The 13,268-nt window shown below is 41.0% G+C and carries 12 protein-coding genes and 3 tRNA genes; 7 read left to right on the forward strand and 8 right to left on the reverse strand.

Translation table 11 applies throughout. From position 1 onward, the window contains the following. Positions 1 to 13 precede the first annotated feature (13 nt). The 7 genes from IHV77_RS11825 (at position 14) to IHV77_RS02895 (ending at position 6,485) form a co-directional block, all read left to right on the forward strand. Entirely contained in the window at positions 14 to 2,263 is a 2,250-nt protein-coding gene (locus IHV77_RS11825; RefSeq protein ID WP_228550028.1) for a phage tail-collar fiber domain-containing protein, read from the forward strand. Between the two features lie 15 nt (positions 2,264 to 2,278). Next, complete coding sequence (locus IHV77_RS02870) at positions 2,279 to 2,872, forward strand: phage tail protein (RefSeq protein WP_194812652.1); 594 nt, start codon at positions 2,279 to 2,281, stop codon at positions 2,870 to 2,872. After that, positions 2,857 to 3,132, forward strand: a complete 276-nt coding sequence (locus IHV77_RS02875; protein ID WP_194812653.1) for a hypothetical protein — start codon at positions 2,857 to 2,859, stop codon at positions 3,130 to 3,132. Before IHV77_RS02870 ends, IHV77_RS02875 begins: the two co-directional genes overlap by 16 nt. A 15-nt stretch (positions 3,133 to 3,147) precedes the next feature. Continuing rightward, entirely contained in the window at positions 3,148 to 3,909 is a 762-nt protein-coding gene (locus IHV77_RS02880) for a hypothetical protein (protein ID WP_194812654.1), read from the forward strand. Next, a complete protein-coding gene (locus tag IHV77_RS02885) occupies positions 3,902 to 4,537 on the forward strand; it encodes a baseplate complex protein (protein ID WP_194812655.1) in 636 nt (211 codons plus the stop codon). The genes IHV77_RS02880 and IHV77_RS02885 overlap by 8 nt, the downstream gene beginning before the upstream one ends. Beyond that, on the forward strand, positions 4,534 to 6,135 hold the full coding sequence (locus tag IHV77_RS02890; RefSeq protein WP_194812656.1) for a hypothetical protein: 1,602 nt from the start codon (positions 4,534 to 4,536) through the stop codon (positions 6,133 to 6,135). The genes IHV77_RS02885 and IHV77_RS02890 overlap by 4 nt, the downstream gene beginning before the upstream one ends. An 89-nt stretch (positions 6,136 to 6,224) precedes the next feature. Next, positions 6,225 to 6,485, forward strand: a complete 261-nt coding sequence (locus IHV77_RS02895; RefSeq protein WP_194812657.1) for a DinI-like family protein — start codon at positions 6,225 to 6,227, stop codon at positions 6,483 to 6,485. An 890-nt stretch (positions 6,486 to 7,375) separates the two neighbouring features. Here IHV77_RS02895 and IHV77_RS02900 read toward each other — a convergent pair. The 8 genes from IHV77_RS02900 to thrB form a co-directional block, all read right to left on the reverse strand. Further along, positions 7,376 to 7,451, reverse strand: a tRNA-Lys gene (locus tag IHV77_RS02900). 49 nt (positions 7,452 to 7,500) lie between these two features. Further along, positions 7,501 to 7,587 (reverse strand) — tRNA-Leu (locus tag IHV77_RS02905). Between the two features lie 4 nt (positions 7,588 to 7,591). After that, positions 7,592 to 7,667 (reverse strand) — tRNA-Gly (locus tag IHV77_RS02910). A gap of 151 nt (positions 7,668 to 7,818) precedes the next feature. Beyond that, positions 7,819 to 8,706, reverse strand: coding sequence for a protease modulator HflC (gene hflC, locus IHV77_RS02915; RefSeq protein WP_194812658.1), 888 nt, complete (start codon positions 8,704 to 8,706; stop codon positions 7,819 to 7,821). Next, the gene (hflK, locus tag IHV77_RS02920) at positions 8,706 to 9,920 is read right to left on the reverse strand and encodes an FtsH protease activity modulator HflK (RefSeq protein WP_194812659.1); all 1,215 of its coding nucleotides are present in this window, start codon (positions 9,918 to 9,920) and stop codon (positions 8,706 to 8,708) included. The genes hflC and hflK overlap by 1 nt, the downstream gene beginning before the upstream one ends. Positions 9,921 to 10,015: 95 nt before the next feature. Further along, the gene (locus tag IHV77_RS02925) at positions 10,016 to 10,723 is read right to left on the reverse strand and encodes a 4'-phosphopantetheinyl transferase family protein (RefSeq protein ID WP_194812660.1); all 708 of its coding nucleotides are present in this window, start codon (positions 10,721 to 10,723) and stop codon (positions 10,016 to 10,018) included. Positions 10,724 to 10,874: 151 nt separating this feature from the next. Then, positions 10,875 to 12,149, reverse strand: a complete 1,275-nt coding sequence (gene thrC, locus IHV77_RS02930) for a threonine synthase (RefSeq protein ID WP_194812661.1) — start codon at positions 12,147 to 12,149, stop codon at positions 10,875 to 10,877. A gap of 159 nt (positions 12,150 to 12,308) precedes the next feature. Next, positions 12,309 to 13,259, reverse strand: coding sequence for a homoserine kinase (gene thrB / locus IHV77_RS02935; RefSeq protein ID WP_194812662.1), 951 nt, complete (start codon positions 13,257 to 13,259; stop codon positions 12,309 to 12,311). Between the last annotated feature and the right edge of the window lie 9 nt (positions 13,260 to 13,268).

Consider the following 13,268-nt stretch of genomic DNA (forward strand, 5'->3'; position numbering starts at 1 on the left):
AGAGGTTTAATTTATGGCAAGTTTAATTACGCCGCAATTCGAGCATTACATTGCCGAACAGACGATTGCACAAGGCAGTGTCGTGTTTGATGAATTTATTTTTGCCAATATTCCGGGCTTAAATGAAAACAATCTTGCACAGCATTTAACAATGCCGACCGCAGCGCAAATCGTACATCGCCAAGCCGTTTCACAAAGCGGTGTCATTAATGAAAATGCGGTGGTCTATTCTGTCACTATTGGCACCGAAGTTGGTGATTTTGATTTCAATTTTATCGGTTTAATCAATAAAAGCAAAAATCTGTTAGCAGTTGCCGTGCAAACCGAACCGGTGAAGAAAACACGTAATAAAAACACGCAGCAAGGTAACAGTATTACACGCAACATTCTTTTAGAATTTAGCGGTGCAAAAGCCCTAACCGGGATTAATGTATCTGCGGATACGTGGCAAATTGATTTTACTGTGCGCTTACATGGACTTGATGAAAAAATCCGTTTAACCAATCGTGATCTTTATGGCCGTGCGGTTTTCTTTGATGATGGATTTTTATTAACACGCAAAACGGGCAATCAATTCACCATTCAACCGGGTATCGCCTATGTTGAAGGTGTGCGAATGAATTTATCCGCACCGCATAATATCACGGTAAATAAGCTCCCCTGCTCTATTTACGCCGATGTGGTACATCATTGCACCGTAACGGGGGCGTATGAAACGGAAATACAATTTCTCACGCAATCAAAAGCTGATTATGTTGATACGGCAAATCGCCAACATTATGTACAAATTCTTGCGGATATTGATAGCCGAGGCAATGTCACCGATCGCCGTTTGCTCTCTCCGTTTTTAGGGATTACGCCAAAAGATTTAGACGAAACAACCGGAAATCACGCAGATAAAACCGGACATTCTCATAAATTGGCAAAAGCCAGTACAACCAAGGCGGGGATAGTACAACTTGATGACACCTGGGAATCAGACAGCCGAGAGAAAGCCCCAACTGCACGGGTGATTAAAGCCATCAAATCACTGATTGATAGCTTAACCCGAAGTCTTGGTAATTATATTCCTAATAGTAAAAAATCAAACAGTACTACGTCCGCATCAAGTGATACGATTGCCACATCGCAAGCGGTTAAAACCGCTAATGATAACGCCAATAGTCGCGTATCAAAATCCGGCGATACGATGACGGGGACGTTAGGATTTTCGGGGTCTACCAGAAGTTACCGTGTGAATAATCACGCATGGAGTAAGCCAATCAATTTTAACGGAGATGCCGTCATCGGGAACGAAGTTTGTGTGATTGCATTTAATAATAATGGGTCATTGCACTTAGGGGGGCGAGAAAATGAAGAATTTAATGCTCAACTAAATAAAGAACAATTATATGTGCGGGGTGACGTAAGGACAGGTCTGGGGAAATCTTTAAATGATACAGTATCCAAATCAGGCGATACGATGACCGGCGGACTTGTTGTAGAACACGCAACTGGTGCCGGTGCGTTTTCCGCCCAATATGGTGTCCACGCCCCTTTCTTCACCCATGTTGGTAATGCCAATGGTCGCAATAATTATTATCCATACGTTAAAGGGCGAGTAACAAATGGCGATGGTTGGGGAACTGCCTTTTCTTTAGGTTATGTAACCCCAGGAACGCGAAATCAATTTGGAACCGGTGTTATCCATCTTATTGAGGATAACGGTTATGAAAGATTATGGCAATTTACCCACGTCGGGGATTTTATATCTCCCAATGATGTAAAAACAGCAAGTGGTAAATCGCTCAATAACACCCATCAAATAAATCAAAGTTATGTACAAACAACCACCGAAAATTGGGGCGGTTTAATAATAGAACGCCCAAGCCGCAATGACAGGATGCTAATAGAAAGCGAAAATAATCACTTTCATTTCATTCGCCGCAACACACAGAACGGCAGTAATTATTATGTGATTTCAATGCCCGAAAAAAACGGCAAGGTAGCGTTGTTGGAAGATTTCACGCAAAGTTTTAGCGGCACTAACGGCTGGTGTAAATTGCCGAACGGCTTAATCTTGCAATGGGGCAAATCAAACGGTGGTTGGGTCAATTTTCCGATTGCATTTCCAAATGCGTGCTTTTCGGTTACCGGCACGCCGGGTGTCTATGGTAACTACGAACCCTATGTCATCAAAGATATATCCAACACTAAGTTTTATCATCAAGGTAAATACACGAGTGATGCCAATAACTCACACTGGATTGCTATCGGTCGATAACAGGAGATATGATTTATGTATTTTTTTGACGAAAACATCAATGCCTTTTTAGTTGATGGCATCCATCTTATACCGGAAGGCGCAATATCCGTATCAGATGATGAGTATGAGGATTTAATTACCAAACGCAGTTCAGGTTGTGTACTTTACGTAGAAAAAGGCAAAGTGAAAACCACAACGCCCCGACCATCGGAAGCGCATGAATGGGATGGTAAAACATGGAAAATTCCACCAGAGAAATTGACCTCACTTTTGGCGGAACGTAAAAAGGCATTATTACAACACATCGCAGACAAAACCGACCAATTCAAGGCGAGCTATCTCCAAGGCTATTCTCAAGCGGAAATCGACAGTTTTTACCGCCAAGAACGTGAGGCACGGGGCGAATTGCCGTTGATGTTGCTCACTGAATTATTTGAAGGGCGTGATGACCTTGAAAACATTGAACAACTGAAAAGCAAGGTGATCGAAAAAGCGGATTTATTCGCCATTATTATGGGGAAAATTTTTGCAATTAAACAAAATTTTGAGGCACATATCGAGCAGGCTCAAAATTTAGATGATTTAGAAAAAATTAACAAGGAGATTGAACAATGGCAAAAACTATAAAACAAAAATTAAAAAATTGGGGCTATAACGTGGCGATTGCTATCGATCAGCTATTTAATGCGTTCACAGGCGGTGGCGCAGATGAAACACTTTCAAGCCGTACCTATCGCCGTGCCGTGCTAAATCCCAAACCGAAAAAACGTTGGCGGGTGCTTTATCGTGTAATCAATGGATTGTTCCGTGATCCTAATCATTGTGAAACGGCATATCACAGCGAGTTAAACCGTAAACAATATCCGGCTGATTTTGAAACGAATTAAAAAGGTGGTTTTACCATGTGGCAACAACAAAAATTAAAGCTATCCCCACAGGCTAAAACAACATTACAGAACGCACAAAAGGGGATCATCTCCCCTTTTTCGTTATCGGTAAGTGGCACAAAGTTGGGGGTGCATAATTGGTCGCACGGCATCAAAGAAAAATCAAATCACTACTTATCACCGGAAAACGCCGTAAAAGCATTGGCGGCAAAATTGGTTGATTATAGCGATCCTAATCGTCCAAGAGGCGTGCAAGATGTTGTTGTCATTATGGTGACAAACAGCAATATCGATCAGTTTATTGCAGATTTAGAAAAGGTACGTGAACTCTTGCCCGAGCCAACATTTAAACAAGCTTTGGATTACGCTAAATCAAGCAAGGATTTACAAACAACTAAAATGATAAAAACCCCGACAATGTCAAATCCTGCCTTTTCAAATGGTGCGGATATTACGCCGGGTTCTGCCCGTACAATGCAAAGCATTTTACGCAATGCGACTGCCGCAGCCGTTGCCGCACAAACCAAAGACCCAATGACAGCGATTGAGGCATTAAAAGCAGCAAAAAAAGCCCGTGATCAACAAAATAACGAAAAAGTAGAAAAAATGCTAAATACCGTGGCGAATGTATATGCCTTTGCAACTTCTGATTATCTTGAAATCGCCGAAAGTAAAATAAAAATTAACGTGCCATCATCGGGCAATGTGTTTACCGCTTGCGTGATGTTTATCGGTTCGGATTTAACCAATATTAGAGGAATGTTACAAAATGCCTAGTTTATCACTGGTTGCACAACGTCAATCACCACAAACCGCACCTTCTGCAAACGTACCTAAACGCAATCCAAGCGTGCAACTGGCATTAAACGGCACGCCAATTTATTTGCACAATATCTTGATGACAGTATCGGTCAAACGTGAAGAAAAAGATATGAGCGGTCAAAAATCAAGTACGAAAAAATCTGACAAAGGCATAAAAGCCAAAGAATTACGTGTTACCGGTTTTATCCCCTATTCACGCAAAGAATGGCTTACCCAATTATTTAATTTTGCCGAATCGGAAGATAAAAAAGGCGAGCAGTCAAAATATCGTGTTTCCTGCACTGCCGCTGAAGCCGTGAATATGCGTGAAGTACAATTTAGTGATGAAGTCAGCGCAACCGAACAAAACGGGCAATTAGGTTGGGCGGTTGCTTTCACGTTGCGTGAAGTCAATTCCGTTGCCGAGAAGAAAGACCAACGCAAGAAAAAACCAAAAGCGAAAGCACAAGGTGAAAAAGCACCAACCGCACAAGCCACAAATAAAAGTGCGGTTGAAAATTCGGGTAAATCTGAACAACCAAAAGATGAAAGAAAAGGTATTGCGAAAGACATTGATGATTTCTTTGGGGGCATTGACGGATGAAAATAATTAAAACCTGCCTCATTGACGGCGAAGAATTAGAACTTGCCGATGAGCAAATTATTTTAGAATTGAATAATACCGGACGTGGCTTTGTCACCGTATTAACGGATAAAGATTGCGTTGGCAAAACCGCCGTATTTGAAATGGGTGAATACGATCACTATTACAAATGGTTTGACGGCGTTGTAGAACGTGAACAAAGTGCGGAAAACGGCTATAAAAAATTATTCATTCGTGAAAAAGTGGCAGTATTTGAAAAGCCGTTAAATTGTTCCCATCGCCACATTACGCTACGTGATCTATGTGCTTGGATTACAAGCCAAACACAAATACCGGTCAAAGTACCGCAAGCAGATTATGCCGATACGCCCATTTCATTATTCACCCATAATGGCAGCGGCTATCAGCTTTTAAGCAATATCGGGCGACAATACCAAATCCCCGATTATATGTGGCAACAATCGCCTGATGGTTCATTATTTGTCGGTTCACATAAAGATTCACGATGGGCGGGCAAGAACATTGAATTTGATGAAAGTATGACATTAACAAGCGGCAGTAATGATATGACGATTCCTATCACTGCCGCTATTCGACCGGGTGCAATGATCAATGGGAATAAAATTCAGAAAGTAGAATTACGTGGCGATGATTATGTGCTTTCTTGGGATAACTTAGATAAAGACGGCAAGCCGGAACAAAAAAGCCCGGAACGCCGCCAAATGGAAAAGACTTTCCCCGAACTGGCTGGCGGTTATCACTTGCCTAAATATGCCAAAGTGGTCGGCATTGCCGATCCCTCTAGCGGTGGCGATATTTCCGATCCGTTCCGACCGAAATATGCGGTTGAGTTGCAGCTATTAGATGAAAACGGCAATGAAGATAAAAGTGTACCGGTTTATCCTGCCGTGCCTTTGCCGGTAACAAGTACGGGTTCACAGGGTGGCGATTTTGCCTTTCCCGAAGTGGGAACAATGGTTGAGATCGGTTTTGCTTATGGGCGTAGCGATCAACCTTTTGTACGTACAATGTTAGCGCAAGGTAAAACTGTGCCGAGTGTTGCACCGGGTGAGCAACTAAAACAGCAACGCCCTGAAGTTTATGAACGCACAGATGCCGCAGGTAATAAGATTCGGGAAACCGATCAAAAAATTACGGATAAGTCTTACGAACGCCATATCGAAACAGACAGCGAAGTAAAACAAATCGGTACATCAACAAAAACAGTAGATGCCGACAGCACGCAAACTATCGGCGGAAATAAAAGCACCAGTGTTTTAGGCAGTATTGATGACACCACAGCGAGCAACCGAACAATAGGAACAGGCGGAACACTACAAGAAAAAATCGTGGGATTAGCACAACGTGTTTCTGATGAAAAAAATAAATTTGTCGCCCCACTAAGTTATGTAGGATCGGAAGGGCAAAATATTTTTAGACTTCTAGAAGATACAATCCAACTACTCGGCGAAGTAGCAAAAGAAGTGGCAACACATACACACAGCGGTTCACCGCCGCCAAGTCAGGCGAGTACCTTTACGGCACAGTCAGCAAAAGCCCAACAAATAAAATCAAAGCTCACACCGATTATCGAATAATAAATCAAACATAAATCACTGTATATCTTGACAGTGATTTTTTATTCTCTAAAATACTGTTCATAAAAACAGTAAAAAAGGGGGAAGCCATGAAAAAAATAGACATTCGTTTTACAAAAGAACGTGATAGCAAAAAAATAGCTATGCAGCAAAAAGCTATTGAAAGGCTAGAAGAAATATTGCCAAAACGTATTGCTGAAAAATTTAGTGATGTTGAAGTCAGAATCAGAACATCAAGCTCACAAGGATTTGATGTTTCGGGGTTTGATAAAGATGACAAGACAAAATTTTTAGAATACCTTGAAGAAATTTGGAATGATGATTCATTGCTTGATGGAATAGATGAATAAAAGCAACCAAATAGATTAACGAAGAAAACGCACTGCTAGTATATGCCGGCAGGCGTTTTTTATTTTGGTAACACCCCTGATTTTTTGGCAAATGCCAACTTCTCTCTTACTACACATTTCACACTTTAAAAATCAATGAGTTATATTTTTATTTTGGCAACAGCCCTGATTTTTTGGCAAATGCCAACTTCTTTCTTACTACATATTTCACGCTTTAAAAATCAATAGGTTATATTTTTATTTTGGCAACAGCCCTGATTTTTTGGCAAATGCCAACTTCTCTCTTACTACATATTTCACGCTTTAAAAATCAATGGGTTATATTTTTATTTTGGCAACAGCCCCTATTTTTTGGCAAATGCCAACTTGTCATAATAATTTTGTGATATAGCAACATACCATTTTCATTTCTAAAAGCACACCACGGAAAATTTAACTAATTGTTTCTTAAGTAAATTTATTTAAAAAGAAAAATTGACCACTAGCCACGGAATTTTTTCACGTAAAACCCCACGCCACGTAAAATCCACTTCCTCCCCCGCCGAATTTGCGTTAAAAATTTGCATTTTTTCAGTTAAATTTCAAGGCTTAAAGAAATCTAACTATTTGAAGTAAAAGAGATCATTTAATCGAAAGAATAGTGATCTTAACTGTAAAAATTACAACCTTTTACAGTGTTTTACACTTAAAAGAGATCATAGAAAACGAACGGAATGACATAAGCCTATGATTTATAAAAACTTCAGTGATTTTACGTGGAAATTTTCAGAAAAATTAATTTCAGTTTAAAGGACTGACTGGCGATAACCGCCACTAGAAAAACTGTTTAGAAAGAAGATTTGGAATGCTTACGAAATCTTACCGCCACTCTACCGCCACTTTGGTCTAAGTGGTGGGTCGTGAAGGATTCGAACCTTCGACCAACGGATTAAAAGTCCGCTGCTCTACCGACTGAGCTAACGACCCAAGTATAGGATTTTAAAGGAGTTTTTTATAAAAATGGAATTTTATAAAATGGTGCCCGAAGCCAGACTTGAACTGGCACGCCTCGAAAGGCGAGGGATTTTAAATCCCTTGTGTCTACCGATTCCACCACTCGGGCAAATTGGAGCGGGAAACGAGGCTCGAACTCGCGACCCCGACCTTGGCAAGGTCGTGCTCTACCAACTGAGCTATTCCCGCATCTGTCTGTTGCCAGACAACGCGACGTATTCTACGGATTTATGAAAGACTGTCAAATAAAAAATAATAAAATTGTTTTGACTGCTCAAAAATAACCCAAAAAGAAAAAATGCGATCAATTTGACCGCACTTTTACCTTACGATTTTAAAGCTACTTTTTCGGCGCTTGCATAAAGCGGAAGAAATCGCTATCCGGTTTTAAAATCATCATATTATCCGAATTTGCAAAACTTGCCTCGTAGGCTTTTAAACTGCGCACAAAGCTGAAGAATTGAGGATTTTGAGAAAACGCATCAGAATAAAGTTTTGCCGCCGTTGCATCACCGGAACCACGTAATTCCTGCGCTGTTTTATTTGCATTCGCAAGAATTAGCGTCACTTTACGATCAACATCAGCCTGAATAAATGCAGCCTTCTCTTTACCTTGTGAACGATGCTCACGTGCTACTGCATCACGTTCGGCGCGCATACGTTGATAAATGGAAGAAGAAACCTCATCCGGTAAATTGATTTGTTTCACGCGTACGTCAACTACTTCAATACCCAATTCCGCCGTACTGTCCTGTCCGGAGTTTAATGCCTTTTTAGCCCCTTCCATCAATTCACCACGCGTACCTGAAACAATGTCTTTGATAGTACGTGTACCGATTTCAGAACGCAGACGATCATTTACTTTACGGCTCAATAAACTTGCCGCTTGATTGTAATCACCACCACCGGTTGAAGTGTAGAAACGACCAAAATCACTAATTTTCCATTTTACATAGGAATCAACTAATAGGTCTTTTTTCTCTACGGTAACAAAACGGGTGGCTGAACCGTCTAAGGTACGAATGCGGGCATCCAACACTTTAATGGTATCAATCAGCGGTACTTTGAAATGTAGCCCCGGTTCGTAAACCACCACTTTATTATCGGTATCACGTTGCACTTTGTTAAAACGCAACATAATGCCGCGCGTCCCTTCAGTGACCACAACAATACTGGAATAAATCACCGCCGCAAGAACAAAAATAACCGGTAATAAAAATTTACGCATTAGTTAAATCTCCCTTGGCGAATTGATTCTACTGTTGTCGGTTGAGTTTGAGGTTGCGGGGACTCCGTCTGTGATAAAACAGGCGAATAATCTACCGCGCTTTGCGTTTTATTTGCTGCTTTTTTCCCCATAATTTGCTCAAGCGGTAATACCGTCAGGTTATTTCCATTGTTGCCATCAAGCATCACTTTTGGTGTATTTGCCATCACTTTTTCCATCGTCTGGATATACAAACGCTCACGCAATAAATCCGGTGAGGCTTTAAATTCCGGCAATAAACGTTGTAAACGCTCCACTTCACCTTTTGCATCCAATACGATACGATCTTTATAAGCCGTAGCTTCCTCTATAATACGTTGCGCATCACCACGTGCGATCGGCTCTTTCTCACGGGCATAAGCTTCCGCTTCACGAATAAAACGCTGTTCATCTTCTTGCGCTTTAATCGCATCATCAAAGGCATCCTTCACTTCTTCCGGTGGGCGTGCAGATTGGAAGTTCACATCAATGACCTCAATTCCCATATCATAAGGTTTGATAATTTCATTCAATGCTTTCCATGTGTTTTCACGTACCACTGCACGACCGGTGGTAAGAATATCATCCATTGTCATATGACCTATTACATAGCGTAGCGCACTATCCGTCGCTTGATTCAAGCTATCATCCGCATTTGTTACGCTGAAACGATATTTAGCCGGATCTTGTACACGGTACTGAACGGTCATTTCAACTTTCACCATATTTTCATCCTGCGTTAACATCGCGCCTTGTGTTTTCAGCTCTTTTACTTGCTCGACATTTACCGGTAAGACTTTATCTACAAAAGTCGGCTTCCAGTTTAATCCGGGTTGAACAATGGAATGTAATTCGCCGAAACGTAATACCACGCCGCGTTCCGCTTCTTTTATCGTATAGAAGCCGCTTGCGCCCCAAATGATCGCGCCTAATGCAACCGCTATTGGTAAAGCTTTACCAAAATTGAATGGCGTAGAAGGCGTGTTAGAACCGCCATTGTTTTGACCGCTCTTTTTACCACCACCGATTTTTTTCAATAAATTACTAAAGATTTCCTCAATATCCGGTGGTGATTGCTCTTGCTTACCGCGATGTTGATTTGAATCCCATCCGTTATTTGATGAGTTGTCGGGCTTTTGCTCATTGCTCTGCCCCGGCTTGCCCCAAGGATCCTGTCCTGAATCGTTCTGCGACATGTCGTTCTCCGTTTGTAAAAAAATTGTGACGAGTTTATCGGAATAATGGGGACTCGTCTATAAAAATACAAGGTGATAAGGAGGGATTTTCACGCTTAATTAACATCATAATAAATAAAATGCTTGAGCGTTTTTTGTATCAATTTTTCACCATTCCATTGAAAAAAGTGCGGTTGATTTTGTCGTTGATTAACAAACATCGCAAAATAAAACGGAAGTTCATCGGTAAACAATAGCTCACCTTGCGGGCAATGTTCTGAAAAAATTTTCTGTTCATCAGGTAAATGGCATACTTCCGACAACTTCACAATGCCAACGCCCTGTGATTTCAATACGGCTTCACGCAAGCACCAACAACGATAAAAAGCATTTTCCGAATTCACTTGCCGTGTAAACCAATGAATTTCATCCTCGGGAGCAAAATGTTCCATTAATGCAAGGAAATTCCGTTTTTTAGGAAATTCAATATCAATACCGACCGCACTTTGTTTTTCTTCTTGAATATCTAATATTACCGAGACCCAATCATCGGAATGGCTAATATTAAAATCTATCTTTTCATTGGAAAAATAAGGTCGTTCACTTTCCGTACGTTGAATTTGTCCTAAAAGTGCGGTTGATTTTCCTGCTATTTTTAACAATTTCCATAATAAGAAATGGGCTAATCGACGACATTGATGACGTTGTTTTACCCGAGTGCTTTCATTAGATGACATTAGTAAATTTTCAGGAACAAGCGCCGGAGGGATTTCATCAAAAGGAAAAAACTGCTGAATATTGGCGTAAGCGATAAAGGTTGACATAAAAATAAATAGAAAAGAAAAAGTGCGGTCAAAATTAGAATAAATTAAAATGGATACAAAACCACAAGGCGAAAGCAGTACAATGAGTACGGCGAGGCGTAATAAGCTGTAAACATTTTAAAATTTAATTCAATATAACCGCACTTTATCGTTATTTCAATAAATATGTGCGTAACTGCGCAAAATCATTATCCATTTCATCAGAAAGTAATGGCAATTTGTTGTGTTTATCCAAGGCTTCCGGAAGTGGCAATTCAAGATTCAAAATACGCTCAACGGATTCTTTAAATTTCGCCGGGTGCGCAGTGCAAAGGAAAATACCGGTTTCGTTTGCATTAAGTTGATCTTTCAACACTTGGTATGCTATCGCACCGTGAGGTTCGCAAATATAGCCTTTGGCATGCATTGCTTTTAAGGTTTCTTCCGTTTGTTCATCGGTAAGCATACCTGCGCCCAAATTCGATAAACCCCAACCGTTGCGTTTAAATAATTCCTCAACTCTCGGCCAGTTATTCGGTCGGCTTACGTCCATTGCGTTAGAAAGGGTTGCAACTGTCGATTTTGGCTCCCAGTCGCCGGATTGCAAATAACGCGGCACGGTGTCATTAGCATTGGTTGAAGCAATAAAACGTGAGATCGGTAAGCCTAAGGTTTTTGCAATCAATCCTGCCGTCAAGTTTCCAAAATTACCGCTTGGTACGGAAACCACCACATTGTCACGTTTCGCTTTCGGTAATTGTGCAACCGCTTCAAAATAGTAACAAATTTGTGCAAGTAAACGGCTGATATTAATGGAATTTGCCGAATTTAAACCGATAGCTTCACGTAATTCGGCGTCATCAAAGGCTTGTTTCACCAATGCTTGGCACGCATCAAAATCACCGTTAATCGCCACAGTCCGAATATTGCCGCCAAGGGTGCAGAATAATTTCTCTTGCAATGGGCTAATCTTACCTTTCGGATATAAAATGACGACATTAATGTTTTCCAAACCATAAAATGCGTGTGCCACCGCCGCACCGGTATCACCGGAAGTGGCGGTTAAAATGGTAATTTTACCGTTCCCTCTCACAGCAGCTAAGGCTTGTGCCATAAAGCGACCGCCAAAGTCCTTAAAAGCCAATGTTGGGCCGTGGAAAAGCTCAAGGGCATAAATATTGTCTTCCACTTTTTCTAAAGGAGCCGGAAAAGTAAACGCATTTTTAACTATTGCATTTAACGTTTCTGTTGGGATTTCATCGCCGATAATCGTAGAGAGTATTTTCTGGCTGCGTTCAACAAGCGGAAGATCGAGTAATTCATCAATATTGGAAAGTTGCGGAATCGTTTCCGGAAAGAATAGCCCCTGATCTTTCCCCAACCCTTGGCGAACCGCCTGTGCGAAATTGACTTGTTGTTCCGGGTGTTTGATATTGTATAAATTCATAATTAATCCAATTTATTTGTTTCTCTTCAAATAGAATGTAATTCGGCATGAAATTTTACCGATAAATGATTGTTTTACCTAACGATGATGTTAGAGATCATTATTTGTAGTGAATTAAAATGAGTACAGCAAGGCTGTAGCAATACAGTATTTTTAAATTTAATTCACTAAAATCTCTCGTGTTCCCTCATTATCCACCTTACATATATGTACAAAACCCTCATTATTTTGTAAATAATGACTTTCCAGATAAGTCGCAAGTTTTGTTGCCGTTTGTAAATTCGGTGCGATAGAAAAAATCGTAGGGCCTGAGCCGGAAATACCGGTTGCTAATGCGCCTAGATCACGTGTCGCTTGTTTTACTTCTGCGAAGTTTGGCAGCAATGACTCGCGATAAGGCTCTGCTATCACATCTTTCATCATAATCGCCGCCAAATTCTCTTGGTGAGTATGGCAGGCGTGAACAAAGCCCCCTAAATGGCGACCATGAGCAATAACATCTTGACGGGTATAACTTTTTGGTAAAATTGCACGGGCTTCGGCTGTGGAAACTTCAATTCCCGGATAAGCCAGCACCCAATACCAATTATCAAAAAACGGCAATTTTTGGCAAATATTACCAAGAGATTGTACCATAAATTGCACACCGCCAAGATAACAAGGGGCAACGTTGTCATAATGAATCGAGCCCGAAATACGCCCCTCTAATTCGCCCATCATCTCAAGCAATTCCATTTTAGAAAAAGGCTCATGATGAAATCGGTTCAGTGCCACCAATGCCGCCACAATGGAGCAAGCACTGGAGCCGAGCCCCGATCCAATCGGCATATTTTTTTCAAGGGTTAAACGCAATGGCTTCACATTACCACCGCGTAATTTTAACCGTTCACTAAACAGCACATAGGCTTGATATACAATGTTTTTTTGCGGCTCTTTAGGTAATTTACGGACAAAATAACCCGCACTTTCCAATTCAAAACCGCTTGCGATAGATTCAATTTGAACCACATCACCTAATAATGAGCCATCAATCGGAGAAATTGCGGCGCCTAAAGTATCAAAACCTACGCTAATATTTGCGCTGGAAGCCGGTGCATAAATTCGTAACATTGGGCATTC

The sequence above is a fragment of the Rodentibacter haemolyticus genome (assembly GCF_015356115.1).
GTDB lineage: Bacteria > Pseudomonadota > Gammaproteobacteria > Enterobacterales > Pasteurellaceae > Rodentibacter > Rodentibacter haemolyticus.

Coding starts and splice junctions, on each gene's coding strand:
- thrC (WP_194812661.1), bottom strand. CDS start 12,149: ATGAATTTATACAATATCAAACACCCGGAACAACAAGTCAATTTCGCA.
- thrB (WP_194812662.1), bottom strand. CDS start 13,259: ATGTTACGAATTTATGCACCGGCTTCCAGCGCAAATATTAGCGTAGGT.
- IHV77_RS02885 (WP_194812655.1), top strand. CDS start 3,902: ATGCCTAGTTTATCACTGGTTGCACAACGTCAATCACCACAAACCGCA.
- IHV77_RS02925 (WP_194812660.1), bottom strand. CDS start 10,723: ATGTCAACCTTTATCGCTTACGCCAATATTCAGCAGTTTTTTCCTTTT.
- IHV77_RS11825 (WP_228550028.1), top strand. CDS start 14: ATGGCAAGTTTAATTACGCCGCAATTCGAGCATTACATTGCCGAACAG.
- hflK (WP_194812659.1), bottom strand. CDS start 9,920: ATGTCGCAGAACGATTCAGGACAGGATCCTTGGGGCAAGCCGGGGCAG.
- IHV77_RS02895 (WP_194812657.1), top strand. CDS start 6,225: ATGAAAAAAATAGACATTCGTTTTACAAAAGAACGTGATAGCAAAAAA.
- IHV77_RS02870 (WP_194812652.1), top strand. CDS start 2,279: ATGTATTTTTTTGACGAAAACATCAATGCCTTTTTAGTTGATGGCATC.
- IHV77_RS02890 (WP_194812656.1), top strand. CDS start 4,534: ATGAAAATAATTAAAACCTGCCTCATTGACGGCGAAGAATTAGAACTT.
- IHV77_RS02875 (WP_194812653.1), top strand. CDS start 2,857: ATGGCAAAAACTATAAAACAAAAATTAAAAAATTGGGGCTATAACGTG.
- IHV77_RS02880 (WP_194812654.1), top strand. CDS start 3,148: ATGTGGCAACAACAAAAATTAAAGCTATCCCCACAGGCTAAAACAACA.
- hflC (WP_194812658.1), bottom strand. CDS start 8,706: ATGCGTAAATTTTTATTACCGGTTATTTTTGTTCTTGCGGCGGTGATT.